Source organism: Haladaptatus sp. ZSTT2 (genome assembly GCF_037081775.1).
In the GTDB taxonomy this organism is placed as follows: Archaea; Halobacteriota; Halobacteria; order Halobacteriales; family Halococcaceae; genus QDMS2.
The window spans coordinates 1,370,469-1,396,061 of the sequence record NZ_JBAMHQ010000001.1 but is presented as its reverse complement, the minus strand read 5'-3'; the positions used below and the strand labels follow the sequence as shown (position 1 = coordinate 1,396,061).

Genomic DNA, 25,593 nt, shown 5'->3' with positions numbered 1-25,593 from the left:
TTTACTGGTTGGCCGCCTAACACTCTCCCATGAGCATGAGACCCACTGTCTACGAAGTCGATGAGTACGAGCCACAGGAGTTCGACTGCGTTCTCGTCCAAGAGAGCGTGGTGGTGTGCCTGCGAAAAGAGCCACGCCTCGCCCGCGTCATCCCGCTTGACAAGGTGAACCACGTCGATGGCGACCCACGAATGTTGCTCTCCGGCCCGGAAATCCCCGATTCGTTCTACGGCGGCGGCATCTGTGGCTACATCGACACCTCAGAGTACCCAGAAATCGAGGCCCATCTGGCGGAAATCGAGCGCGAAGAGTACTAGACGACCTTTTACTGCCGGTCGGCTTCGCCTCCCGGGTAAAAGCTCGACCAAAACGCTGCGTGCTCCAGTCACGATGCTCCGCATCGTGGTAGTCGCACTCGCTCCTGCTCGCTCACGTCGTTCGCTCACAGTCCTTCGAGGTTACTTACGATTCGAGTACCGACTGGATGAACTCGGCCTTCCTCTCTGTGTACGTCTCTCGGTCGTCTGTGTATTGTTCTGCGAGGTCTCGTTTCAATTCCGCATACTCCTTGACCAATTCAGGGTCTGCGAGTAATGCAGCTCGAAAGTTCACGTATTCGCCGAGCGACTCGCTCCCGGCTTCGACCACGGCGAGGTGGTGGGTGCGACTCTCCTCAGGACCGCGGACGAAAAACAGGCGGCCATCGAGTGGGTCGTCGGGCTTGAACTCGTAGCCGAGGCTCTGGATTTTGGGCACTAACTTCTTGGCTCGTTCCAACTCGGTGACGACCACGACCACGTCGAGAATGGGTTTCGCGGGCAAGCCGGGAATCGCCGTGCTCCCGACGTGTTCGATGCGTTCGATTTCATCGCCAATGAGCGAGCGTAGCTCGCGGGCGGCTATCGAAAACGCCTCCAGCCACGCCGGGTCGTGGGGGTGCAATTCGACCGTTCCCCGTCGTAAACCGAGGGTCATCGCTCGCGGACGACGACGAACTCGGCTAAGTCCCGCAGATAGTCGAGGGCTTGCGAATCAGCGGCGTTCACGCGGTCGAGTGCGTCGAGGGCGGCGTCAGAGTGGGCGCGCGCCCGTTCGTTCGCTTCCTCGGGGGTGAGTTCCGTAATCTGGACGAGTGAGGGGCGGTCCATCTCGGCGTCGATGCCCGTTGGCTTGCCGAGTTCCTCTGCGTCTGCCACCGCGTCGAGCACGTCGTCGCGGATTTGGAAGGCAATCCCCACCTTCTCTGCGTACTCGCCAAACGCGGTGACCGTTTCCTCGTCGGCTTTCGCGGCGATTGCGCCCAACTCGGCGGCGGCCCGGAACAGCGACCCGGTTTTCCGACGCGCGAGTACCATGTACTCGGCTTCGTTCTCGGGTTTGGCGACGAGTTCCGTCGCCTCGCCCTCACCGAGTTCGACCATCGACTCGGAGACGGCTTCCATGGCGCGGCCATTGCTCGAAAACAGCGAAAACGCCTCGCCGAGCAAGCCGTCGGAGGCGATAATCGACGGGCCGTAGCCGAACTCAGCCCACGCGCTCGTGACCCCCCGGCGGATGTCGGAATCGTCGATGATGTCGTCGACCACGAGCGAGGCGTTGTGGACGAGTTCGATGCCGACACCGAAGTCTACGGCGTCCTCTGCCCGGCCGCCAACGGCCTCACACGACAGCACCGTCACCATCGGGCGGACGCGCTTGCCTCCAGAGAGCGTGACGTGTTGCATCTGCGCGGCGAGCGCCGGTGGCTCGATATCGTCGAGCACCTCCTCCAACCGTGACTCGACCATCTCGCGTCGGCGCTCCAGATACTCCATTACTGGGAACTGAGGGTGGACGAAAAAAGTACGTGACGGTTCTTCGGACAGCCTGGACGAACGGCTGTGCCGAACATTCGTCTCGAACACACCGTTTCTCTCCGGTGAACGAACGACTATGCTCCTCGCTCAGAAACGTTCACCTTGAAACACTATGTCCTCCGATTTCGATGTCGTTGAAACAACGATTGACGACATCCACGCCGCCTACAATGCAGACGCCCTCACCTGCCGGGAACTCGTAGAGCGCTACCTCGCTCGAATCGACGCCTACGACGCCAAGGGCCCCGCACTCAACTCGATTATCACCGTCAACCCGCACGCCACCGAACGCGCCGACGAACTCGACGCGGCGTTCGCGGAGGATGGACTCGTTGGGCCACTCCACGGCATCCCGTTCGTCGTCAAAGACCAAGTCGAGACAGCAGACATCACGACGACGTTCGGCTCGGAGGCGTTCGCAGACTACCAGCCCGCAACCAATGCCACGCTCATCACGAAACTGGAGGATGCCGGAGCCGTCATCCTCGCCAAAACCAATCTTCCTGATTGGGCAACCTCGTGGTTCGGCTACTCCTCGGTCAACGGCCGGACGAAGAACCCCTACGACGTAGCCCGCGACCCCGGCGGTTCCTCCAGTGGCACCGGCGCGGCGGTCGCCGCCAACCTCGGCGCGGTCGGTATCGGCGAGGACACGGGCGGGTCGATTCGCCTTCCATCCGCCTACAACAACCTGTTTGGCATCCGCGTGACGCCGGGCCTGCTGAGTCGCAATGGAATGTCGCCGCTCGTCGTCTCACAGGACACGCCCGGCCCGATGGCGCGAGGCGCAAAAGAACTCGCCGTCGTCTTAGACGTCGCCGTTGGCTACGACGAAACCGACGAGTACACCGCCGTCACCGAACTCACTGACGACGCTGGCTCGTACACCGACCAACTGGACACGGATGCACTGTCTGGCGCTCGAATCGGCGTCCTGCGCGATGCGTTCGGCGCGGCGGACGACCCGGACAGCGGCCCGGTCACCGCGCTCGTCGATGCAGCAATCGAAACGATGCGCGAGGCGGGCGCGACCATCGTGGACTCGGTGGCAATTCCGAACTTAGACGAGCACTTAGACGCCACGTCGCTCTACATCCTCCAGTCGAAGCGCGACCTCAACGCCTTCTTCGCCGCCCGCGACGACGCGCCCGTCGATTCGGTCGCCGAACTCTACGACTCCGGCCAGTACCACGACATCCTTGACCTGTTCATCGGTATCGCAGAAGACGGCCCCGACGACCCGGAAGCCGAACCGGGCTACTGGAAAAGCGTCGCCGCCCAACTCAAGTTCCAGCGCGACGTGCTGAACGTCTACGCCGAAAACGACCTCGACGTGCTGCTGTGCCCGGACGCACAGGTCATCCCACCGACGGCCGACGCCATCGAAGCTGGCGAACTCGACACACTGACTTTCCCGACGAACACCGTCCTCGCCTCTCAGTCTGGCCTCTGTGCGGTGTCCGTCCCCGCTGGACTGTCACCCGACGGCCACCCGGCAGGCGTGGAACTCATCGGCAAACCGTACGACGAAGCAACGCTCCTCTCGCTCGCCTACGCGTTTGAGCAGGTCGCAGACACGAGAGAACCACCGGCAACCGCGCCGCCGCTCGACGACTGAGAGCACACCTGGCGCTGTTCGCTCTTTTTGCGACGAGAAAAAACGGAAAATCGAGGGCGCTTACTCGAACTGCTCGGTCAGCGCCGGCACCACGTCGAACAGGTCGTCGACGATACCGTAGTCGGCGATGTCGAAGATTGGTGCGTTCGGGTCGGTGTTGATGGCGATGATGGTGTCAGACCCTTTCATCCCAGCAACGTGCTGGACTGCCCCGGAGATGCCGATGGCGATGTAGACGTCGGGCGTGACGACTTTGCCGGACTGGCCGACCTGCCGGTTCTTTGGCAGCCAGCCGTTGTCCACAATCGGGCGCGAGGAGGAGAGCGTCGCACCGAGGGCGTCTGCGAGCGCTTGGACGAGTTCGATGTTCTCCTCTTCTTTGATACCACGGCCAACGGAGACGAGGATGTCCGCTTCCGTGATGTCGACGTCGCCGCCGCCGACTTCTTCGAAGCCAGTGACGGTCGATTTGACGGCGGACTCGTCGATGGTCGCGTCGAAGGCGGCGATCTCTGCCTCGCCCGTGCCTTCTGCGGCTGGCCACTCGCCGGGCCGGATGGTGAGTGCGACGTGGTCTGCGTCGACTTCCACGGTCGTCTCGACCTTCGAGCCGTACTGTTCGCGGGTGACCGAAAGGGTTCCGTCCGCCGAGAAATCGATGGCGTCGGTGACCAGCGGCAGGTCTAAGCGGTTTGCGACGGCCGGGGCGTAGTCGAGGCCGTTTACGGAGTTCGGCATCACGACCGCACCGGGCTGGAGCTCGTCGTAGAGCTGCGTGATGACCTGCGTGTACACGTCGTGGTTGAACTCTTCGCCTTCGTCTACGGTGTGGATGGCGTCCACGCCGTCGCGGTTGAGCTGGTCTGCGAAGTCGGAGACCTCACCCGAGATGACGGCGAGGTGGAGGTCGCCGCCGAGGGCGTCTGCGAGCTGGCGGCCAGCCGCGATGAGTTCGTAGCTCACATCGCGGAGGTCGCCGCGGCGGTGTTCGGTGATGGCGAGTACGTCACCGCTCATGCCTGACCAACTCCTTTGTCGCGGAGGAACTCAGCAAGTTTCCCAGCGGTCTCGTCTGCGCTGCCTTCCCAGATGGTGGCGTCGCTCTCGGACTCTGGTTCGTACATGGAGGTGAGGGTAATCTCGCTCTCCGTGACCGAGGCGTCGAGGCCGAGGTCACCGAGACTTTTTGGCGCAATCTCCTTGCTCTGGGCCTGGCGGATGCCACGGAGCGAGGCGTAGCGCGGTTCGTTGATACCCGTCTGGATGGTGAGGACGGCTGGAATCTCGACGTCTGCGAGTTCCTCGATGCCGCCTTCGAGTTCGCGGCGGAGGTGGGCCACGCCGCTTTCGACGTCGAGGTCGAGGGCGTTCACGACGGCCGCCCACTCGAACCCGATGGCGTCTGCGAGCGAGACGCCGGTCGCGCCGAAGGCGTCGTCGCCAGCCTGCACACCGGACAGGATGAGGTCTGGTTGTTCTTCCTCGACCACGGCGGCGAGGATGTCGGTCTTGGTGGCGACGTCAATGAAGTCAGCCGCTTCGAGGGAGTCGTCCCAGACACGGATGGCGCGGTCTGCGCCTTTGGCGAGGGCCATTCGGATGGTCTCCTCTGCGCGTTCTGGGCCAATCGTGACGGTAACGACTTCGACATCGTCGTTTTCCTCCGCGATTTGGACACCCTCTTCGACCGCGTAGTCGTCCCACTCGTTCAAGTCGTAGTCAAGGTAGCGCTCGTCGATTTTGAGTCCGTCAATTTCGAACTCGTCTTCGACTTCTGCCACCTCCTTTACGGTGACAAGGACTTTCATGCTCACTCTAAATGGCTTCCTGCGCTGGTTAAACGTTTTCAAAACGGCATGCACATGACGTGGAATTTAATCTTCTGCGTCTGTATCCTGTTCGGGCAGGCTGATGAGGTTCTCCCGGCCAATCCGCAGCTTTTCGATTTGGCCGTCCTCATCCATCGCAGAGAGCAGTTGGGAGACCTTCGCGTTCGACCACCCGGTTTCCTTGACGATGGTCGCCTGCTTCATGCGCCCGCCTTCTGCTCGCAAGAGCCGTTCGACGCGCTCTTCGTCGCTCAGCAAGTCGAGGTCTACGTCTTCGTCCGGCTCTACAGGCTCGGTGGCTGGCTCATCGTCCGGGGTTGTCTCCACCGTCTCTAGGTCGCTATCACCGCCGTTCGCGCTCGCCGTGGGCGCTGGTGGGTCGTCTTCTCGCCGGACGTACCACATGTACACGGCAAGCGCGAGCACCGCGAGCGCGAGGACGCCGAGACCAACGAGCGCGAAATCGTTCCGCTCCGGCCCTGGCGTTTGGGTGTCTACGTCTGCGGGGCGGTAGGTCACTTCGAGGTCCTCTGCGGTGAACGTGACCGGCCCTTCCCAGCGCAGCGTCTCGTTTCGAAAGCCAATCGGCGCACTGCTCACCGCAAAGGCCTCTGGTGGCAACATCACGAGCTGTTGGTCGGCTCGAAGCTCGGGGAGCCACGTCCCGCTCGACGTGTTGAACGCATCGCCCACGCGGTAGTTATCGTCGCTGACGGTTGCGAAGTTCGTCCACGTGAAAATGAGCGTCAGCCGCCCCGTCTGATTTTCGACGCTGTGGCTGCGAGCGACGCCCTCGATGGCCATCTCACGGCCAGTGTGCTCGCTCGCTGCCTTACTCGCTCGCTTGAAGATATCGACCGAGAAACCAACGTCTGAGTTCCCGTCTTCGAACTCGGCGGCAAGCGTCTCGAACGCTTTCGTCTCGTTTTCTGAGTCGAGACTGAACTCAGTCGAGACCTCCCAGCGTGCGTCGCCGTTTGGCTGGAGGTCAATCGTCATCGTCACGCCTTCGTTCGCCGGTTCCGCTTGGAGGGCGGTGGCTCCCAGCCCAGAACTAGTGGCAACCGCTCCGGACACCGCAACACTGAGCATGACCAGGAGGGCACAGATCGCGGCGACGCGTGACCGCATACCCATTTCTGCTCAGCACGGGGGCAAAACGCTTTCTATCCAATATAAAACGTCTCAGGCCGCTTTAAACGGTCTCGGCCCTGCTCAGACGCTCGCTCTCGCCGTGACGAAGCTTCAACTGACTTTTTGTACTGCCAGCGGATAGATAGATACAGATGCGTCGCACTCTCGCGTTCACTCTCGCGCTGGTCGTTGTCGTCTCAGCCAGCGCCGTTGCCGTGCCCGCCGGCGGGCAGCATAACACTCAAATTGCGCCAATCGTTCCCGCCAACAACACCACTGCCTATCTCACGATTGCCGCAGAAGACCTCGAACGCACCGGCTACGGCACCGCCTCGCTCGACGTGGGCGCGGCGCTCGACGCGCAAAACGAGGGCCTCCACGCGCGATGGGGTGCGCTGTCGCTCGAAGAACGCCTCGCCGTCGCGAGCGGGACTGCAGAACAACGCTCGATTCTCCAGAGCGAACTCGACCAGCTCACCGCAGCCGTGTCGGCACTCGAACAGCGAAAGCATGACGCGCTCGCTGCGTACAACAGCGGCACGCTCACGACCGACGAACTCGTGCGCGAACTCGCCGCCATCGCGCTCGTTGCGGATTCGCTCGAAGACCGTCTCGATTCGCTCGAAGCCGCCGCGAACGATATCCAAGACACGCGTATTGAGAAGGGCCTTCGTGGATTACAGGTTTCACTGCTCGAACTGCGTGGCCCCGTCCGCGAGCACTCCTCGCTCGTCGTCGAGGGACGCGCCACGCCGCGGACGGTGTACGTAGAGACCTCCGATACGGGCGTCGTCTTCGCGACGATTGCGGGCGACGAGTACGTCCGCGAGGTTTCGATTCCGACCGCGAGAGACCCCGACGCCTCAGACCAGTACAGCGGTAATTTAGACCGCGTCGAAGAGCGCGCAGAAGAACTGCACCCGTGGGCGGTCAACCACAGCCGTGGCCGGAACTACGGCTCACTCGAATTCGGCTTCGTTGGCGTCTACCCCATCGAACTGCCCCACATCCACGGCACGCTCCGGAGCTATCTCGACGGCGGCACGGGCGACGTGTTCTACGAAACACAGACGAAAGACCTCGATGAGATTCCGACGAACGCGCCGATGATCAGCGGCGATGACGGGCTCACGCTCACCGTCGAAACGACCCATCCAAGCGGGCCAATGAACGTCACGCTCGTCGATGCGAGCACGGGCGATCCGGTCGACGCCACCCTCACCATCGATGGCCAGCAGATCGGAACGACCGGCGAAGACGGGACGACGTGGCTCATCCAACCGCGTAGTGGTGGCACGCTCGTCGCCTCCGTAGGCGGGAACTCTGTCCAACTCCAACTCGCGTAGGTTTATCACCGAATACGCACCCAGCGACGGTGTGTCTCGTCGTGGAACCTCACCCGTCCTCGGTGTTGTGTTGCTCTGCTTGCTCACGGTCGTGAGCGCCGGGTTCGTCGGGGCGAGTTTGCTTCACGTCCCACCCGACCCGACGCCCCAGGCGGTGCTCGACGTGCAGGTGAACACCGCTGGTGAGTTCACGCTCGTCCATCGCGGTGGCGATACGCTGTCGGTGCGGGCGCTTTCGATTCAGATTCTGGTCAACGGCACGCCACTCACACACCAGCCACCGGTTCCGTTTTTCGCGGCTCCGGGCTTCGAGAGCGGGCCGACCGGCCCGTTCAACGTCGCTTCGAACACTGCGTGGTCTGCGGGGGAGCAGGCGACGCTCACTCTCGCGGCGACGAATCGCCCAGCCATCGCTCCGGGTGATGTGGTGACGGTGCGAGTGACAAGCGAAAACGCGACGGTTGCGGTTGCGGAGGTGGTGGTCTAAGGGCTACTTCTCGGGTGCGCGCGCGACGGTGACGATGGCGATTTCGGGGCTGTACTGTGGCCCCATTAGCGTGTGCTCGATGTCGACGAAGCCGGCTTCGCTGAACATGCGGTCTGCCTCTGCCTCGTCGTAAAAGAGCATCATCGCGTCTGCGAGCTTGCCCATGACGAAGTTCTGTGGGTGGTTCGGGCCGACGATGAGCACCTTGTTACCGGGCTTGACGACGCGGCGAATTTCGCGGAGGGCTTTGACCGGCTCTGGCCAGTATTCGATAGAGCCGGACGACCACACCTTGTCGAACTGGCCGTCGCGGAACGGCAGCCGTTCTGCGTCGCCGCGATAGAACTTGACGGTCTCGTGTTTGCCGAGTTTCGCCCACGCCTTTTCGAGTTGGTGGATGCTCTGGTCTAAGCCGTGGACGTCGTCCGTGTACTGGAGGAGACCTTCGGTGGCGAAGCCGGTGCCACAGCCAACGTCGAGCACGCGGTCGCCGTCTTGGATGTCAATCAGTTCGAGGGCCTCGGCGCGCATGTCCTCGTTCCAGATGTACGGGTTCACCTGGTCGTACACCTTCGAGAGATACTTGTAAAACAGGCGGGCACGGGCCTTGTGCTCGAGGACTCCCATTGCGCGAGGCTAGGGAAGGGTGGGGCATAACTCTGCGGATTGTCTACTGACACGACACGCGTGTGGGGACGTTTCCCACGCCCCCGTGCGTACGCGAATCGTATTCGCAACTACCATATAGGCGCTTGTGCAACGTTCGGCTGATATAAGAATGGCTAGGCCAGAGGTTCTCGACCGAATCAAAGAGGCCGAGCGGGAGGCCGATGAAATTGTCGAACAGGCCGAGACCGCGCGCAAAGAGCGTATTGCAGAGGCACGCGAGCGTGCAGAAGCAATTCGCGAAGAGGCCCACGAGGAGGCCCGCGAGCTTGAAGAGCAACGACTTGCAACGGCGGAATCGGAACTCGAAGCCGAACGCAAGGAGATTCTCGCAGCAGGTGAAGCGGAACGTGAGGCCCTCGAAGAACGCGCGCAGTCGCGGGTAGACGACGTCGTTTCCTTCGTCGTCGAATCCTTCGAGGAGGCGGTTCATGCTCAGACCTAAACAGATGAGCCGTGTCTCGGTGACCGGCTCAAAGTCCGTAATGGGCGAGGTCATCGAGACAGTCCACGACCTGAACATGGTGCACCTCTCTGAGTACGATGGTGCATGGGACGGCTTTGCTCCCGGCGACCCGGTTTCGGGGGCAGACGACGCGTCGGAAAAGCTCGTCACTGTTCGGTCGATTCAGAGCATCTTAGACGTAGACGAGGCGGATGCCGGTCCGACTCGCATCGTCACCGACGATGCCCTCGAGGACGAACTCGAAGAGATTCGAACCGAAGTGAACACGCTCGACGACCGACGCGACGAACTCCGCGATGAGTTACGCGCGGTCGAAGACCGAATCAGCACGATGGCGCCCTTCGCCGCCCTCGGCATCGACTTGGACCTGCTCTCAGGCTACGACTCGGTGTCCGTTGTCGTCGGTGAAGGCAAGCGCGACGCCGTCGAACGCGCCCTCGTCGAGTCAGACGAGATTACCGCGTTCGAGCTGTACTCGAACGAGAAAGCAATCGCCGTCGTCGCGCGCCTCGAAGACGAGGCGTCGCTCGACGACATTCTCGTTGGCAACGCGTTCACGCCGCTCGACGTCCCTGACGCAGAAGGCAGTCCAGAGGAGTACGTCGAAGAACTCCGTCACCGTGCCCAACAGCTTCGCTCGAAGCTGAACGGTGTCGAGAGCGACATTGAGAGTCTGAAGCTCGAAGCGGCAGGCTTCCTGCTCGCCGCAGAAGAGCGCCTCTCGATTGACGTGCAAAAACGCGAGGCACCCCTGACGTTCGCGACCACCGAAAACGCGTTCGTCGCGGAAGGCTGGGTGCCAACCGAGCACTACTCGTCGTTCGCAAGCGCGCTCAAGAACGCCGTCGACGATCACGTCGAAATCGACGAACTCGAACGCGCAGACTACGACGAAGACGGCCACGCACACGCCTCGGAACCGGCAACGTCCGGCGCTGGTGCGGCGGCCACCGACGGTGGCACGACCATGAGCCACGGCAACCCGCCTGTCATTCAGGACAACCCTGCTGGCACGGTGAAGCCGTTCGAAGCGCTCACGGGTGTCATCAACCGGCCGAAGTACACGGAACTCGACCCAACGGTCATCCTGTTCCTGACCTTCCCGGCCTTCTTCGGCTTCATGATTGGGGACCTTGGCTACGGGCTGATCTACATGGGCCTTGGCTACCTCATTTACAGCCGCTTCGAAAACGAGGTCGTCAAAAGCCTCGGCGGCATCGCGATGTGGGCCGGTGGCTTCACGGCGCTGTTCGGTATCCTGTACGGCGAAATCTTCGGGTTACACCAACTCGGCGAGATCGTCTGGGCCGGACACCCGCCAATCCACAAGGGGCTCCAGCCACACTACGCTGAGTACGCCTCGACGTGGCTCGTCCTGAGCCTGCTGCTCGGACTTGCCCACATGACCATCGGGTACATTTTCGGCTTCATCGACTACCTCTCACACGGCGTCAAACACGCCGTCTTAGAGAAGGGGTCGTGGATTGTCCTGATGGCTGGCGTCTGGGGCTGGATTTTCAGCCACCACGCCGCCGATTCGAAACCACCGTTCATGTTCACCGTGTTCAACGGCGAACCGTTCGCGCTCGGCTTTGGCGGTTTCTCTGAGACCGTCGGCCTCGCAATGCTCGGCATCGCAGGCATCGGCCTCGTGATGCTGCTGGCTGGTGAGGGTGCCATTGGCCTCCTCGAAAGCCTGAACGTCGTCGTGAACGTCCTGTCGTACACGCGTATCGCCGCAGTGCTGCTCGCAAAGGCGGGCATGGCATTCGTGGTGAACCTGCTCGTGTTCGGCGCGTACGTCCACGAGGGCGAATTCCACCTCATCTTCTTCAGCGAACACGCGCTGTCGGAGATCCCTGCAGAAGAAGTAATGTTCGCCGGGATGCTCAACGGTTCCTCGCCAACTGAGCTATTACTCGGCGCCATCGCCGGACTTCTCATCCTCGTCATCGGGCACCTGCTCGTGCTCGTGCTTGGCATCACCAGCGCCGGTCTACAGGCCGTGCGTCTGGAGTATGTCGAGTTCTTTGGGAAGTTTTATGAAGGCGGTGGGGAGAAGTACCAACCGTTCGGCTACGAGAGAACGTACACCACTGAGGACTAAGTAAACCACAAATGTTCGAAACTATCATGACACTGATGAGCGTCGTACTGCAAGAAGGAAGCACTGAGGCTGTCGCAGCCATCCCCCCAACCGCGGCTGCTGCCCTCGCTGTCGGTCTCGCCGCATTCGGTGCAGGCTACGCAGAGCGCGGTATTGGCGCGGCTGCAGTCGGCGCCATCGCAGAAGACGACGAGATGTTCGGTCGCGGGCTGATTCTCACGGTTCTCCCTGAGACGCTCGTGATTCTCGCACTCGTTGTCGTGTTCGTGGTCTAAACACCCCTTCTCTTTCACCCATGAGTCTCGAGACAGTTGTTGAGGATATCCGGGAAGAAGCCCGCGCGCGTGCGGAAAACATACGCGCAGAGGGCGAGGAGCGTGCCGAAGAGCTTGTCTCTGAGGCCGAATCCGATGCCGCGGAGATTCTCGACGAACAAGAACGGGAAGTAGAGCGCGAAATCAAGCAGATGCGAGAGCAGAAGCTGTCGAGTGCGAAGCTTGAGGCCAAACAAAAGCGCCTCGAAGCACGCCGCAACGTCCTTGCGCAGGTTCGCACGGATGTCGAGGACGCCGTTGCCGACCTCGAAGGCGACACGCGTGAGGAGCTCACCCGCGAGCTGCTCGAAGACGCGAGCACCGAGTTCGACGACAGCGACACCGTCACGGTCTACGGCCGTGCCGACGACGCTGCCCTGCTCGAAACCCTCGCAGACGACTACGGCTACACCTACGAAGGCGAGTACGACTGCCTCGGTGGCGTCGTCCTCGAAAGCGAGGCGTCGCGCATTCGGGTCAACAACACGTTTGACTCGGTGCTCGACCGCGTCTGGGAGAACAACCTGAAAGAAACAAGCGAACGGTTATTCGACCAATGAAGGCACGGGTGACCGACACCAGTTCAAACTACGAGTACGTCACTGCACGTGTTCGGTCGCGCCGGGCATCGCTGTTCAGCGAAGAGGACTACCGCAAACTCGTCCGGATGGGACCGGGAGAGATTGCGCGCTTTATGGAGGAAACCGAGTACGAAGACGAGATGAACGCGCTCGGCTCCCGATTCAGCGGGGTCGACCTCATCGAATTCGCGCTCAACCGCAACTTAGCGAAGCACTTCAACGACCTGCTTCGCTGGGCGGACGGCAAACTCTACGACTACATCGCACGTTACCTCCGCAAGTTCGACGCCTGGAACGTCAAGACGATCATCCGCGGCATCTACTCGGACGCAGGCCGCGAAGACGTTGAGGCTGACCTTGTCCGTGCAGGAGAGTTCAGCGAGGAGTTCCTCTCGCGTCTCACCGACGCAGGCGAAATCGAGGACGTCGTTGAACTGCTTTCGGGGACGATTTTCGGCAAGCCACTCGCTGCCGCGTACGCTGAGTACGAAGAGAAAGGCGTGCTTGTCCCCCTCGAAAACGCCATCGACCGTGCGTTCTACGGGACGTTGGTGAACGCGCTGCCACCAGAACCAGACCGCGCAACGGGACTCTACGTCGAGTTCCTCCGCGCAGAGATCGACTTCCGCAACGTCCGCAACGCGCTTCGGCTCGCCCGAAGTGGTGCGGACGTAGACCCCTCTGAATACTTCATCGAGGGCGGCCGGTTGTTCTCTGGGTCGGAACTGCGCCAACTCGTCAGTAACACCGACGAACTGGTCGCGCGCATCCGCGATAGTCCGTACGGCGACGACCTTTCTGCGGCGCTCGACGACCTCGAAACCGCAGACAGCCTCATCGCGTTCGAGCACGCGCTCGACGGCGCACTTCTCGAATACTCAGACCACCTGAGCCACGCCTTCCCGCTGTCGGTGTGTCCGGTGCTCGCGTACATCCTCGCCAAAGAGCGCGAGGTCGAGAACATCCGCGCCATCTCGCGCGGCCTTGAGGCAGGACTCGAAGCAGACGAAATTGAAGACGAACTGGTGATACAATGAGCCAGGAAATTGCCGTCATTGGAAGCCCCGAGTTCACGACGGGCTTTCGGCTTGCGGGTGTCCGCAAGTTCGAGAACGTCGCAGAAGAGGACAAAGAGGCGAACCTCGACGACGCCGTCGAGCGCATCCTCGCAGACGAGGACGTCGGCATCATCGTGATGCACGACCCAGACCTTGAGCACCTCTCGCGCAACGTTCGCAACGACGTCGAAACAAGCGTTGAACCGACGCTCGTGACCCTCGGAGGTGGCGCCGGCAGTGGCGGCCTCCGCGATAAGATCAAGCGGGCTATCGGTATCGACCTGATGGAGCAAGACTAAACCATGAGCCAAGCAACCGAATCCGACACCGTCCGCGAAGATGGTGTCATCGAGAGCGTGAGTGGTCCTGTTGTGACCGCCACGGACCTCGAAGCCCGAATGAACGACGTCGTGTACGTCGGCCAGGAAGGGCTGATGGGCGAGGTCATCGAAATCGAAGGTAACCTGACAACGATTCAGGTCTACGAGGAAACGTCCAACGTCGCACCCGGCGAACCGGTCGAGAGTACCGGCGAGCCGCTCACCGTCGACCTCGGACCGGGGATGCTGTACTCCATCTACGATGGTGTCCAGCGCCCACTCGACGTCTTAGAAGAGAAGATGGGTGCGTTCCTCGACCGCGGTGTCGACGCCCCCGGTGTCGACTTAGAAAAGACGTGGGAGTTCACCCCGACCGTCGAGAAAGGCGACGAAGTCACCCCCGGTGACATCGTCGGGACGGTTCCGGAAACCGAGAGTATCGAGCACAAAGTGATGGTTCCGCCGGACTTCGAAGGCGGCGTCGTTGCCGCGGTCGAATCGGGCAACTTCAACGTCGAAGAGGCGGTCGTCGAACTCGAAAACGGCGAGGAAATCACGATGCTCCAAGAGTGGCCCGTGCGTAAGGCACGCCCGTCGGTCACCAAGAAGACCCCGCGCGAACCGCTCGTCACGGGGCAGCGCATCCAGGACGGCCTGTTCCCAATCGCGAAGGGTGGGACGGCCGCCATCCCCGGCCCGTTCGGGTCCGGGAAGACGGTTACCCAGCAGCAACTCGCCAAGTGGTCTGACGCAGACATCGTTGTCTACATCGGCTGTGGCGAGCGCGGCAACGAGATGACCGAGGTCATCGACGACTTCCCGAACCTGGAAGACCCAAAGACCGGGAAGCCGCTCATGAGTCGTACCTGCCTCATCGCAAACACGTCGAACATGCCTGTCGCCGCGCGTGAATCCTGTGTGTACACGGGAATCACTATCGCAGAGTTCTACCGCGACATGGGCTACGACGTGGCACTGATGGCAGACTCCACGTCTCGCTGGGCAGAGGCAATGCGTGAAATCTCCTCGCGTCTCGAAGAGATGCCCGGTGAGGAAGGCTACCCAGCATACCTCTCGGCGCGGCTCTCTCAGTTCTACGAGCGCGCCGGGATGTTCGAGAACCTGAACGGCACCGACGGCTCGATTTCCGTCGTGGGCGCAGTCAGCCCGCCGGGCGGTGACTTCTCAGAGCCAGTCACGCAGAACACCCTGCGTATCGTGAAAACGTTCTGGGCACTCGACGCTGACCTCGCAGAGCGTCGTCACTTCCCCTCCATCAACTGGAACGAGTCCTACTCGCTCTATCGTGAGCAGTTAGACCCATGGTTCGTCGAGAACGTCACCGAAGACTGGCCGGAGACGCGCCAGTGGGCGGTTGACGTGCTCGACGAGGAGACGGAGCTGCGCGAGATTGTCCAGCTCGTCGGGAAGGACGCCCTCCCCGCAGACCAGCAGCTGACCCTCGAAGTCGCTCGCTACCTGCGTGAGGCGTTCCTCCAGCAGAACGCGTTCCACGACGTGGACACGTTCTGCCCACCGGAGAAGACCTACCGCATCATTCAGGCAATCAAGACGTTCAACGACGAGGCGTTCAAGGCACTCGAAGCGGGGCTTCCGGTCGAGGAAATCACCGCCATCAATGCCGCGCCGCGTCTGAACCGCATCGGGACGGCCGAGGACTACAACGAGTTCGTAGACGACCTCGAGGCCGAAATCACCGAACAACTCCGGGAGCTCTACTAATGAAAGAGTACCAGACAATCACCGAAATCAGTGGCCCGCTGGTGTTCGTCGAAGTCGACGAACCGATTGGGTACGACGAAATCGTCGAAATCGAGACACCTGACGGCGAGATAAAGCGTGGGCAGGTGCTCGAATCGAGCACGGGTATCGTGGCCATCCAGGTCTTCGAGGGCACCACCGGCCTGAACCGTCAGGCCTCCGTCCGCTTCCTTGGCGAGACGATGAAGATGCCGGTCACCGAAGACCTCCTCGGGCGCGTCATGGACGGGTCGGGGAAGCCAATCGACGGCGGCCCGGACATCGTCCCCGAAGAGCGCCGCGACATCGTGGGTGAGGCAATCAACCCGTACTCGCGTGAGTACCCAGAGGAGTTCATCCAGACGGGTGTCTCCTCGGTTGACGGCATGAACACCCTCGTGCGTGGCCAGAAACTGCCGATTTTCTCGGCATCCGGGCTGCCACACAACGACCTCGCACTCCAGATTGCTCGTCAGGCAACCGTGCCTGAGGAAGCAGGCGACGAAGGCGAAGGCACCGAGTTCGCCGTCATCTTCGGTGCGATGGGTATCACCGCAGAAGAGGCAAACGAGTTCATGGAAGACTTCGAGCGCACGGGTGCACTCGAACGCTCTGTGGTCTTCATGAACCTGGCAGACGACCCCGCAGTCGAGCGGACGGTCACGCCACGCCTCGCACTCACCACCGCAGAGTACCTCGCGTTCGACAAGGGCTACCACGTCCTCGTTATCCTCACGGACATGACCAACTACTGTGAGGCACTGCGCGAAATCGGTGCGGCACGCGAAGAGGTGCCGGGCCGTCGTGGCTACCCAGGGTACATGTACACAGACCTTGCCACGCTCTATGAGCGTGCAGGCCGCATCAAGGGTCGTGAAGGCTCCGTGACGCAGATTCCGATTCTCACGATGCCGGGTGACGACGACACGCACCCAATTCCCGACCTAACTGGCTACATCACCGAAGGCCAGATTATGATGGACCGTGACCTGAACAGTCAGGGTATCGAGCCACCGGTGAACGTGCTCCCATCGCTCTCGCGGCTGATGGACGACGGGATTGGCGAGGGGCTCACCCGCGACGACCACGCCGACGTTTCAGACCAGATGTACGCGGCGTACGCAGAGGGTGAAGACCTTCGTGACCTCGTGAACATTGTGGGCCGCGAGGCACTCAGTGAGCGCGACAACAAGTACCTCGACTTCGCAGAGCGCTTCGAAAACGAGTTCATCCAGCAGGGCTACCACACCAACCGCTCGATTGAGGAAACCCTCAACGTTGGCTGGAACCTGCTGTCGATGCTGCCAAAAGACGAACTCAACCGTATCGACGAAGAGCTCATCGAAAAGTACTACGAGGAAGCAGACGCCATCGAGGCGGAGGCATAAGGGTCACACCCGGAGGAGTCTACAATGGCCACTGACGTCAAACCAACTCGGAAAAACCTGATGGCGATCGAAGATCGCATCGACCTCTCCGAGCGAGGCCACGGCACGCTCGAAAAGAAGCGTGACGGCCTCATCATGGAGTTCATGGACATCCTCGACCAGGCGCGTGACGTGCGCGCGGGCGTCGAGGACAACTACCAGCACGCACAGCGAACCATCAACATGGCCCGCGCAATGGAGGGCGACGTTGCGGTTCGTGGGGCTGCTGCTGCACTCAAAGAGCACCCGGAAATCACGACCCAATCGAAGAACATCATGGGCGTCGTGGTGCCACAAATCGAGTCGTCGCGCGTCAGAAAGACGCTCGACCAGCGTGGCTACGGTGTACTCGGAACCAGCGCTCGCATCGACGAAGCCGCAGAGGCGTACGAGGAACTGCTCGAAAGCATCATCCTCGCCGCCGAAGTGGAGACGGCGATGAAGAAGATGCTCGACGAGATCGAGACGACCAAGCGCCGTGTCAACGCCCTCGAATTCAAGCTCCTCCCGGAGCTCTACGAGGCCCAAGACTACATCGAGCAGAAACTCGAAGAACAAGAGCGCGAAGAGATCTTCCGGCTGAAGAAGATCAAAGCGAAGAAAGAAGAAGAAGAGAAGGCAGAACGCGCCGAAGCCGAAGCAGCGGCGTTGCCCGCAGACGACTAACGGCGTATCCCATTCTCTTTTATCCCACCGCGACAAGCCGTGGCTATGGATTGCCCACGCTGTGGCGCGCCGGTCGTTGCCTTCGACGTGCCCGCAGACCTCAGAGACTGCGTTGCGGGCGAAGAGCCGGTCGTCGCGCTCTGTACGTCGTGTCTCACCCTCTCTCCGGCAGACGAACCCGACGACGACCCCGATTTTTCGGCCATCAGCCGGGAGTTTCCGACGCTTCGCGGCGCGGCGATTCCGATGGCGTTGCTTCTCGGGTTGCTCTCGTCGCTCGCGGTGAATCGCGCGGAAATCGAACGGCTCGTAGAACGCGTCGAACGAACCGGCACCGACCCGCTGTTGGTGTTAGATAGGCTCGCCCGCGACCCGGATATTTCCGCAGAAACAGACCTTCGGGGCAGGCAGACGCAACTCGAACAGTTCCTCGATTAACGAAACTGGTCGGTGATGTCGATGGCCTCGTCGCGCAGTGATTCGTAGTAGCGCATGGCCCACTCGTAGGCCTCGCGGGTATCGTTCGCGATGACGCCCTCCATGCTACCGCTTTTGTTGTAGATGACGACGCTCACCTGGGTGCCGTCGTCGTGGGTCGTGATGGCGAGGCCAAAGGGGACGGTATCGACTTGGAGCACGCGGAAGTTGCCGGTTGCGACCATCCGCTCCATGTGTTCGCGGTTGTCGTTTTGGAAATAGTCGAGCAGTTCGGCCCGGTGAATCTTCTCTGCGTCCAACCCGTTTTCGATGCATTCGAGAAACCAGTTCAGCGTACTCGATTGGGAGACGGTGTGGGTCACGCCGCGATGCGTGTTCGCCTCACGGAGTTGAGCTTCGAGGTAGTTTATGGGTTTGTGGGCTGCGGGTGGGGTTGCTTCGTACACCGTACACGAAGAGAGCAGGTCGGTCGTGATAGGCACGTCTGCGGGGAGGTGTGCTAGGAGGCGTTTCACCTCGTTTATGGTCGCAGAGTCGTCGATGAACTCGGCGTAGACATCGATGGCGAGACGGCCTGCGAGCGTGGCGGTAAAGCCGTCGTCGACGCGTTCGACGAAGCCGTGGGTCATGAGTTCGCGCAGCCCGCGGTCGACCGTAGAGCGCGAGACATTGAGCGCGTCTACGAGGCCGGGTTTCTCCAATGGCTCGCCGAGTGTAACCTCCAGTAGCTCGCTCCGACGGGTCAGGACTGACACTACGGCTTCCGGGGGTTCACTTGACGCCATCTGTTCGTGGCCGATGTTACCCGTGTACGCATAACTAAGTTCTGGAACCCACCGTAGTCGGCCGAAAATCGTGAGAAAACAGGCAGGAGACGGCGCTTAGACGCCGGTCGCGTAGCGGAGAATGCCCGCGATGCCACCGAAGGCGTGGAGCAGTTGGTCGCCTTCTTCGAAGTCCGTCGAGATGAACTTGGTTTCCGTCCCGCGCTCTTCTGCGATGGACATGAGGTGTTCGATGGCGTCTTCGCGGGTTGTGGCCTCAGCTTCGCTGCCGTCGTCGCATTTGTGGGTCGGCGTGTTCTTTCGCCGGTCTAAGAGCTCGTACTCTTCTGTCCCATCACTGCACTCGTAGGTCACGACGTCTTTGCGAAGGTCTTCGCTGATGAGGAGTCGGTCGACCGACCCCATGATGAGGTTGCGCCGGGTGGCGTCGAACCCGTAGGTTGCGAGGTCGCCCTCGTGGAGTTCCTTGAAGAACTCGTCCATCTGGGACTTGTCCTTCATCACTTCGTGGTCTGCGAGCGAGTCTTGGGCGGCGTCTACGAGTTCGCGCAGGCCACTCTCGTCGGTGTACGACACGTCGAACTTGTCGATGACGATCTGTTGAATCTCGTGGTGGAGGTAGTCGCCGTCTAAGAACTCGTCTTTCGTGGGCGAGGGACCGCCGACGAGGACGCCGTCCATGTCGTGGCGGTAGGGGACGAACAGGTCGTCTGCCATGCCTGCGACTTCCTGATAGAAGTTGTCGATAGCTTCGAGGCGCAGCCGGGCGAAACGTTGGGCGGACTGGCCACCTTTGCGCTGTTTGCCGGGGACGAGCGATGAGGCTGATTTGACCGCCTCGATGCGCTTGCCCTTGAGCCAGCCAACGGTCGCTTCGCGGCGGTCTAAGACGATGAGGCCGATGAGGCCCTTGTCCACGAGCATATCACTGAGCGGCTCGGTCAAGAACGCCGAGTCACAGTGATACCGGAACGATTCGACGGGTTCTGGGGGACTTTCTAGCACTTTCGTGACCATGTCGGTCTGGCCACCACCGGCGTCGATGGCCCCTGAGAACAGCACGATGCCGTTGTCCGGCGGGTAGACATCGTAGTAGCGAAGCCGGTCTTTGATGCTGGTGAGGGCGTCTTGGACCGCAGTCCGCGTCTGCTTTGACTTGATGTTTGCCGCCTCGCTGTGCTCCTGGGTGACGTGGGCGACGACGTCACTAATCTGCTTGTCTTCTGGAACGTAGATGGTGACGAGTTGTGTCCCGGAACCAGAGTACTCGTCTAGCTCCTCGATGACCTTCTGGAACTCGTATTTTCGGCGGTCATCCATCTCTTCTCCCTGCCTGCTCATTATCTATGATAACCCTGCGGCCGCGTAAGTAACCTTTGACCCGTCACGCGGCCGCGTCGCTGCCGGTCGTGCGCCGTCTCTGTGGCAACGTGCCGAGAAAAATCGTGGGTGGTGTTCGTCGCTTTAGCGCCCCGTCACTGCTCGTCGTCTCGCCGCCGCCAGTAGACGCTGACCAGTCCGGCCACCAACAGGAGGGCAATGAGACCGATAAACAGCGGGTTTATTCCGCCGTCTTCGGCGGCTGGCGTCACGGTCGTCAACGCCTTGGCTGACTAGGTCGGTTCTGCCGTCTGCGTCTCTTGGGCTTTGACGACGACGGTTCCGACTTCCTCGTCATTGGTTGCAAAACCCGTAGTATCAACAACTGTTATATTCACCTTCGCCGTGGGTAGGTATGACACGCGACATGACAGGGGAAATATACGCAGTGGCAGGCGGCAAAGGCGGCGTTGGTAAAACAACGACGGCCGTTTTCTGTGGCCTCTTGGCCCACGACGCTGGCCACGACGTGGTCGTCGTCGACGCCGACCTCGAAATGGCAAATCTCGGACAACTCTGTGGCATCGACGTGACCGGCCCGACGCTCCACGACGTACTCGCGGGCGAGGCATCGCTTGCTGACACGATTACCGAAGGTCCGACCGGCCTTCCCATCGTCCCCGGCGACGCCGCCCTCGATGGCTATGCAGCAGCCGTCCCGAGTCGCCTCGGGGCGGTGCTCATCGACCTCGCCACGGAGTTCGACTACGTGGTCGTCGATACGGGCGCGGGACTTACCCATGAAGGGGCAATCCCCCTTCGCCTTGCGACGAAAACCGTCCTCGTCACTACGCCGCTTCCGGTCGCAGTCGGTGACACGGCGAAAACCGCAGCACTCACCGAACGCCTCGACGGCACCGTCAGTGGCGTGGTCGTCACGATGGCGGGTGACCACGGGCTTTCGACCGACGAAATCGAGGCACAACTCGGCTATCCTGTGTGTGCAGCCATCCCGAACGACCCCGCGGTCACCGCCGCACTCGGCGCGGACGAACCGCTGTCCTCGGTGTCCGGTCCGGCGAAAGACGCCTACGAGGCGTTGCTTGCCCACCTCTTCGAGACCGAGACGCAGCCTGCAGACGAGGCCAAGGAGGCAGTCGAGGCAGACGGCGGCGACGAAGCGAGCGAGGAAACGGCCGACCCACCGATTGCCGAACTGACCGCGCCTGCTGAAACCGTCATCCCCGACGCCGAGGAGGCGACTGACGATTCGTTGGACACAGACCCACTCGACGCCGAAGCGACCCCGGAACGTGACACCCCAGCCGAGTCAGACACCGACCCACTTGACGGGGAAAACCCACAGACGGCGACCGAGACTGACGCGGAGAATGACAGGTCATCCGGCCTGTTTTCGCGGCTCGCCCGGCTGTTCGGCTGAAAGAAAACATCTAAGCAACCCCTGTCCCCACAGACGCATATGGCAAAAAATGAGTCCGTCCGACTGAGTTGGATACTGCTGTTCCTGGTCATGGCCCTCGGCTTTGGGGCCCTCGTACTCCTTGGCGCGGGTGGCAGTTTCCTCGGCTGAACCGCGCTTACATCGAGGTCGGCGCGGCGATGCCGAGCACCGACAGCGCGTTTGCGATGGTCGTCCGTGACGCCGCGACCAGCGCGAGGCGCGCTGTGCGTACCGATTCGTCTTCTTCTTTGAGCACCGGGCACTCGCGGTAGAAGCGGTTGAACGCCTCTGCGAACTCGCGGGTGTAGGTGGCGACGATGTGCGGGCGGAGTTCGTCTGCCGCCTCTTCGATGACGGCCGGGAAGCGCGCAATCTGGCGGAGCAAGGCGCGTTCTGCCTCGGCGGTCAGCACGCTCGCGTCGATGGCTGTTTGCACGTCGGCTTCATCGAGGATGCCACACGTGCGCGCGTGGACGTACTGGACGTAGGGTGCGCTCTGGGCTTCGAAGTCGAGCGCCTGTTCCCACTCGAAGGTGATTCCCTTGGTTGGCTGTTTCGAGACGATGTCGTAGCGAACCGCGCCGATGCCGACCTGTTCTGCGATGCGCTGGATGTCCTCCTCGGTGAGTTCGTTGTCGCGCAGGCGGGTGTCGATGCGGGCTTCGACCTCGTCGCGGGCGCGGCTGATTGCCTCGTCGAGAAGGTCGTCTAAGTCGATGCCCGTGCCTTTGCGGGTGCTCATGCCGCCTTCGGGGAGGTTGACCCACGAGTAGTGAATCGACTGGAGTTGGCTCGTGTCGTTGCCGAGAATTTCGAGGGCACAGGCGAGCTGGTCTGCCTGCAGTTTGTGATCTTCGCCGAGCAGCGTCACCGCGCGGTCGAAGTTCTGGAACTTCCACTCGTGGTGGGCGAGGTCGCGCGTCGTGTAGAGTGAGGTGCCATCAGAGCGCAGGAAGACGAGGTTCTTCTCGATGCCAAAGTCGTCGAGTTCGAGTTGCCACGCGTCGTCTTCGAACACGGCGTATTCAGATTCTTTGAGCCGGGAGACCACGTCGTCACACGAGCCGTCGCGCATGAACTCGGTTTCCTTGACGAACCGGTCGAACTCGGCGGGGAGGCGATTGAGGGTGTTTTGCATCCCACCGAGGACGGTGTCCACGACGTACTGGACGCGCTCGTAGGTGTCTTCGTCACCCTCTTCGATGCCTTGGAGGATGGTTGCGATTTCGGCTTCCGCCTCCTCGACTTCGTCCGGGGCGGCGTCTTCTAAGAACGCATTGCCCTTGCGGTAGTAGCGAACGAGGTCGTATTCGGGGCTGTCGCGGGCCGGTTGCTCCGGTAAATCGTCTTCGTCAAACGTCTCGTAGGCCCACGTGAACACGGCCATCTGGCGGCCAGCGTCGTTCACGTAGTAGTGGGTCTCGACGTCGTTGCCGGCGAAATCGAGGATGCGCCGCAGCGAGTCACCGATGATGGGGTTGCGCGCCCGGCCGACGTGAATCGGCCCAGACGGATTGGCGCTCGTGTGCTCGACGACGACCGTGTCGCCGGTCGGTGCTAAGCGTCCGTACTCGTCGCTCTGGGCGGCATCGATGGTTCCCGCGTAGTACGCCTCGGTCGGGAGAAAGTTCACATAGGGGCCGAGGGTTTGTACCGAATCGAGATATTCGTAGGGGTCGGTGTCGATGGCGTCTGCGATGTCTTGGGCGATTTTCGGCGGCGGTGCACCCACTTCGCTTGCGAGGCGAAACGACACGCTCGATGCGAGGACGGCGTCTACGTCTTCCGGTGGCTCTTCGATGCCGAGATCGTCTGTCGGCAGGTCAAGACTGGCGAGCGCGTCGGACAGGGCCGCTTGCACGTCTGTCCGAAATGAGAGGAACATACCCAGAGTTTAGAAGCGGTCGGTATAAGAAAACGGGTTTTACGCGAGATTCGAAAGCGCTTGCTCGTTCGCAAGCTTGTCGAGAAGGTCGGGCACGCTCTCGGTGCCGCCTGGCTTCGAGCAGGGGTAGACGCCGCAAATATCGTCTCCGTCGCGCACCAACACGCACATGATGGGCAGGGTGAGTTTCTCCTGTTCGTGTTTGCGCCCCGGGCGCGTCTTGAAGAACGGTTCCATCGAGTAGTCCGTCCCTTCGAGTGTCGCCTCGATTTCTGCGACCGTTTCGAGTGTCTCTTCTGCTGAGTCGTCACCGACGCCGACGCGACTGCTCCACAGGTTCACCGACACCTCGCTGAGTGCGTCGCTTTCTGCGTGGTCGCGCAGTGTTTCGACCATCTTCCGCTGGCGCTGTTGTGCTTCCCACGGCACGAACGCCCGCATGTACACCTCCACCGTCAGTTCCCTCGTGAGCGCGAGACTCATGGTAGGCCTTACTATGTGAACCCCACATATAATGTTTTCTCGCAAATACTTTGGATAAAATTATATCCTGCTAGGAGATATTAACATCGGTGCAGTCCGGTGGTTTTCTGAGCTCCGTCAGACACACATCAAAAATATTGGTTGTTTTTGTGGCCCCTCTGTCGCTCGAATCGCACCAATTTGTTGTTTAATTGATGGGTTCTCTGGCGTCACTTCGTGGTTCTGTCGCCTCCGGCTTCTCGCATTTCCCACGTTCGCCCCTCGAGTCATGTAGTTAAATTATTGATATTACTTTGTTGTTACCACAAAGTTATTTATTGCACATTACGTGCGTTGGACAACGATATCCGTGCACCCGTCCGTCGCTCCCTCCCGAACAACCGTGCTCTGTAGAGCACAGCCACCGATGAGCCAGTGCTCGCGTGGCGCCTCCCACCCTGGACCCGCCTCGCCGGTGTTCGATGGAGTCTGTTCCTCGTGAAACTACCCCGACCCACTTCGCAGTCGCACCCACAGGAGCGTGCATGACTACTGACGCCCTCGACGACTCGAAGCTCGCTGGTGCGTCGAACGTGCTCGTGCTCTCGCCGCTCACGCCTGCTGGTAACGATGCCTTCCTCGAACTGTTGACCGCGATGAGTGCGCCCGCTGAGACGAACATCGTGGCCATCACGTACACCCAACCGCCCGAAACGTGGATTGCCGACTGGCAACGAACCGTTGGCGACCTTCCGTCGGCGCTCACGTTCATTCACGCAAACGGGGCCAACGTTGCAAACGACCCACGCGGCGACTCAGCGGCGCTTGCGGCGACATCGGTGTTGAAGGTAGACCCGTGTGACCCGATGGATATCATCGCACCGGTGACCGAACACCTCTCGCGATGGCAACACACCGACCGACAGTCGATCGTTTCCGTCCAGACGCTCAGCATCTTACTCGAGTACGTCGATTTCGACACCGCGTTTCGCTATCTCCACCTTCTCACCCACCGGGTGCAGCCTTCGGCACTCGGCTTCTACCAGATGGACCCCGAGATTCACGACGCACAGACCGTCAATACCCTGAAGTCGCTCTTTGACGCTGTTGTCGAACTCCACGACGGTCGCTGGCGCGTCGTCGAGACGTACGCGGGGGCTGGCGACGCTGCTGTCACCGACGACGATGAAGGGTTGTTCGGTGCGCTCAACCGTGTCATAACCCGGCTTTCGAGCCTTGGAGCCAGTCACGCTGCCACCGACGACACAGCAGACGCGGCCGGAGAGTCCGCGTCGACGGACGCCGCCTCGGGCGAACGGCCAATCGACGTTGACCTGATGAGCGCTTCGAGTCGTATCTGTCAGTTGCTCACCGAATCCGGTGGGCGAATGAAACAGACCGACATCGCCAACGCCACAGCGTGGTCTAAGTCCACGGTGAGCCGCAAACTCTCGAAACTGGAGGGTGAAGGAACCATCACACGCGTTCGAATCGGCCGTGAAAACGTTGTTTTCCTTGCGGGGTATGAACCCGCGAACATGCAAAACGCTCCGTGATGGCCGTTGGTAGTCCACGCTCGAGACCGCGGTTCGTCGAGAACCGTCT

General features: G+C 61.2%; 27 protein-coding genes. 16 read left to right on the top strand and 11 right to left on the bottom strand.

The annotated features are described in order from the left end of the window. Positions 1 to 29 precede the first annotated feature (29 nt). Entirely contained in the window at positions 30 to 317 is a 288-nt protein-coding gene (locus V5N13_RS07645; RefSeq protein WP_336360276.1) for a hypothetical protein, read from the top strand. A 145-nt stretch (positions 318 to 462) separates the two neighbouring features. Here the strand turns inward: V5N13_RS07645 and V5N13_RS07640 are convergent, their stop codons facing one another. Together V5N13_RS07640 and V5N13_RS07635 are read right to left on the bottom strand one after the other, a co-directional pair. Continuing rightward, complete coding sequence (locus V5N13_RS07640; protein ID WP_336360275.1) at positions 463 to 975, bottom strand: GrpB family protein; 513 nt, start codon at positions 973 to 975, stop codon at positions 463 to 465. Beyond that, complete coding sequence (locus V5N13_RS07635) at positions 972 to 1,814, bottom strand: polyprenyl synthetase family protein (protein ID WP_336360274.1); 843 nt, start codon at positions 1,812 to 1,814, stop codon at positions 972 to 974. Before V5N13_RS07635 ends, V5N13_RS07640 begins: the two co-directional genes overlap by 4 nt. 154 nt (positions 1,815 to 1,968) lie before the next feature. Here V5N13_RS07635 and V5N13_RS07630 point away from each other — a divergent pair, with 154 nt between their 5' ends. Further along, positions 1,969 to 3,474, top strand: a complete 1,506-nt coding sequence (locus V5N13_RS07630) for an amidase (RefSeq protein WP_336360273.1) — start codon at positions 1,969 to 1,971, stop codon at positions 3,472 to 3,474. 60 nt (positions 3,475 to 3,534) lie between these two features. On the opposite strand, the gene V5N13_RS07625 is transcribed toward V5N13_RS07630, so the two are convergent. The 3 genes from V5N13_RS07625 to V5N13_RS07615 form a co-directional block, all read right to left on the bottom strand. Continuing rightward, positions 3,535 to 4,491, bottom strand: coding sequence for an electron transfer flavoprotein subunit alpha/FixB family protein (locus V5N13_RS07625; RefSeq protein WP_336360272.1), 957 nt, complete (start codon positions 4,489 to 4,491; stop codon positions 3,535 to 3,537). Then, the gene (locus V5N13_RS07620) at positions 4,488 to 5,282 is read right to left on the bottom strand and encodes an electron transfer flavoprotein subunit beta/FixA family protein (protein WP_332897307.1); all 795 of its coding nucleotides are present in this window, start codon (positions 5,280 to 5,282) and stop codon (positions 4,488 to 4,490) included. Before V5N13_RS07620 ends, V5N13_RS07625 begins: the two co-directional genes overlap by 4 nt. A gap of 66 nt (positions 5,283 to 5,348) precedes the next feature. Then, complete coding sequence (locus tag V5N13_RS07615) at positions 5,349 to 6,434, bottom strand: helix-turn-helix transcriptional regulator (RefSeq protein WP_336360271.1); 1,086 nt, start codon at positions 6,432 to 6,434, stop codon at positions 5,349 to 5,351. Positions 6,435 to 6,589: 155 nt separating this feature from the next. Between V5N13_RS07615 and V5N13_RS07610 the strand changes: the two genes are divergently transcribed. Next, positions 6,590 to 7,783: a DUF7096 domain-containing protein gene (locus V5N13_RS07610; protein WP_336360270.1), complete on the top strand. Its 1,194-nt coding sequence runs from the start codon at positions 6,590 to 6,592 to the stop codon at positions 7,781 to 7,783. 31 nt (positions 7,784 to 7,814) lie between these two features. After that, positions 7,815 to 8,270 carry a type IV pilin gene (locus tag V5N13_RS07605; RefSeq protein WP_336360269.1) on the top strand — a complete coding sequence of 152 codons (456 nt, stop codon included), beginning with the start codon at positions 7,815 to 7,817 and terminating at the stop codon, positions 8,268 to 8,270. Positions 8,271 to 8,273: 3 nt separating this feature from the next. On the opposite strand, the gene V5N13_RS07600 is transcribed toward V5N13_RS07605, so the two are convergent. Then, positions 8,274 to 8,897 (bottom strand): methyltransferase domain-containing protein, encoded by a 624-nt coding sequence (locus tag V5N13_RS07600; protein WP_336360268.1) that lies wholly within the window; start codon positions 8,895 to 8,897, stop codon positions 8,274 to 8,276. Positions 8,898 to 9,048: 151 nt separating this feature from the next. Between V5N13_RS07600 and ahaH the strand changes: the two genes are divergently transcribed. Genes ahaH through V5N13_RS07550 form a run of 10 tightly spaced genes read left to right on the top strand, consistent with a single transcriptional unit; the run spans position 9,049 to position 18,074 of the window. Then, complete coding sequence (ahaH, locus tag V5N13_RS07595) at positions 9,049 to 9,381, top strand: ATP synthase archaeal subunit H (RefSeq protein WP_332897302.1); 333 nt, start codon at positions 9,049 to 9,051, stop codon at positions 9,379 to 9,381. Further along, a complete protein-coding gene (locus V5N13_RS07590) occupies positions 9,368 to 11,509 on the top strand; it encodes a V-type ATP synthase subunit I (RefSeq protein ID WP_336360267.1) in 2,142 nt (713 codons plus the stop codon). The genes ahaH and V5N13_RS07590 overlap by 14 nt, the downstream gene beginning before the upstream one ends. An 11-nt stretch (positions 11,510 to 11,520) precedes the next feature. Then, positions 11,521 to 11,784 (top strand): F0F1 ATP synthase subunit C, encoded by a 264-nt coding sequence (locus V5N13_RS07585; RefSeq protein WP_276246214.1) that lies wholly within the window; start codon positions 11,521 to 11,523, stop codon positions 11,782 to 11,784. A gap of 20 nt (positions 11,785 to 11,804) precedes the next feature. Next, positions 11,805 to 12,383, top strand: a complete 579-nt coding sequence (locus V5N13_RS07580) for a V-type ATP synthase subunit E (RefSeq protein WP_332897300.1) — start codon at positions 11,805 to 11,807, stop codon at positions 12,381 to 12,383. Then, entirely contained in the window at positions 12,380 to 13,441 is a 1,062-nt protein-coding gene (locus V5N13_RS07575) for a V-type ATP synthase subunit C (RefSeq protein WP_336360266.1), read from the top strand. Before V5N13_RS07580 ends, V5N13_RS07575 begins: the two co-directional genes overlap by 4 nt. Further along, positions 13,438 to 13,761, top strand: coding sequence for a V-type ATP synthase subunit F (locus V5N13_RS07570; RefSeq protein ID WP_332897298.1), 324 nt, complete (start codon positions 13,438 to 13,440; stop codon positions 13,759 to 13,761). Before V5N13_RS07575 ends, V5N13_RS07570 begins: the two co-directional genes overlap by 4 nt. A gap of 3 nt (positions 13,762 to 13,764) precedes the next feature. After that, positions 13,765 to 15,525, top strand: coding sequence for an ATP synthase subunit A (locus V5N13_RS07565; RefSeq protein WP_336360265.1), 1,761 nt, complete (start codon positions 13,765 to 13,767; stop codon positions 15,523 to 15,525). Further along, complete coding sequence (locus V5N13_RS07560) at positions 15,525 to 16,931, top strand: ATP synthase subunit B (RefSeq protein WP_336360264.1); 1,407 nt, start codon at positions 15,525 to 15,527, stop codon at positions 16,929 to 16,931. Before V5N13_RS07565 ends, V5N13_RS07560 begins: the two co-directional genes overlap by 1 nt. 24 nt (positions 16,932 to 16,955) lie before the next feature. Beyond that, the gene (locus V5N13_RS07555; RefSeq protein WP_336360263.1) at positions 16,956 to 17,636 is read left to right on the top strand and encodes a V-type ATP synthase subunit D; all 681 of its coding nucleotides are present in this window, start codon (positions 16,956 to 16,958) and stop codon (positions 17,634 to 17,636) included. A gap of 45 nt (positions 17,637 to 17,681) precedes the next feature. Continuing rightward, positions 17,682 to 18,074, top strand: coding sequence for a DUF6276 family protein (locus V5N13_RS07550; RefSeq protein ID WP_332897294.1), 393 nt, complete (start codon positions 17,682 to 17,684; stop codon positions 18,072 to 18,074). On the opposite strand, the gene V5N13_RS07545 is transcribed toward V5N13_RS07550, so the two are convergent. From V5N13_RS07545 to V5N13_RS07535, 3 genes are all read right to left on the bottom strand, one after another. Continuing rightward, positions 18,071 to 18,829: a helix-turn-helix transcriptional regulator gene (locus tag V5N13_RS07545; RefSeq protein ID WP_336360262.1), complete on the bottom strand. Its 759-nt coding sequence runs from the start codon at positions 18,827 to 18,829 to the stop codon at positions 18,071 to 18,073. The two genes, V5N13_RS07550 and V5N13_RS07545, sit on opposite strands and share 4 nt — an antisense overlap. A 126-nt stretch (positions 18,830 to 18,955) precedes the next feature. Then, positions 18,956 to 20,200: a peptide chain release factor aRF-1 gene (gene prf1 / locus V5N13_RS07540; protein ID WP_442904917.1), complete on the bottom strand. Its 1,245-nt coding sequence runs from the start codon at positions 20,198 to 20,200 to the stop codon at positions 18,956 to 18,958. Positions 20,201 to 20,334: 134 nt separating this feature from the next. Continuing rightward, positions 20,335 to 20,451 carry an LPXTG cell wall anchor domain-containing protein gene (locus V5N13_RS07535; RefSeq protein WP_336360261.1) on the bottom strand — a complete coding sequence of 39 codons (117 nt, stop codon included), beginning with the start codon at positions 20,449 to 20,451 and terminating at the stop codon, positions 20,335 to 20,337. 155 nt (positions 20,452 to 20,606) lie between these two features. Between V5N13_RS07535 and V5N13_RS07530 the strand changes: the two genes are divergently transcribed. After that, a complete protein-coding gene (locus V5N13_RS07530) occupies positions 20,607 to 21,620 on the top strand; it encodes a nucleotide-binding protein (RefSeq protein ID WP_336360260.1) in 1,014 nt (337 codons plus the stop codon). A 157-nt stretch (positions 21,621 to 21,777) separates the two neighbouring features. Here V5N13_RS07530 and argS read toward each other — a convergent pair whose 3' ends face one another. Further along, positions 21,778 to 23,526, bottom strand: coding sequence for an arginine--tRNA ligase (argS, locus tag V5N13_RS07525; RefSeq protein ID WP_336360259.1), 1,749 nt, complete (start codon positions 23,524 to 23,526; stop codon positions 21,778 to 21,780). A gap of 39 nt (positions 23,527 to 23,565) precedes the next feature. Further along, entirely contained in the window at positions 23,566 to 24,009 is a 444-nt protein-coding gene (locus V5N13_RS07520) for an HTH domain-containing protein (RefSeq protein ID WP_336360258.1), read from the bottom strand. A 524-nt stretch (positions 24,010 to 24,533) separates the two neighbouring features. On the opposite strand from V5N13_RS07520, the gene V5N13_RS07515 reads away from it, so the two are divergent. Then, complete coding sequence (locus tag V5N13_RS07515; protein WP_336360257.1) at positions 24,534 to 25,544, top strand: helix-turn-helix transcriptional regulator; 1,011 nt, start codon at positions 24,534 to 24,536, stop codon at positions 25,542 to 25,544. Positions 25,545 to 25,593: the final 49 nt, after the last annotated feature.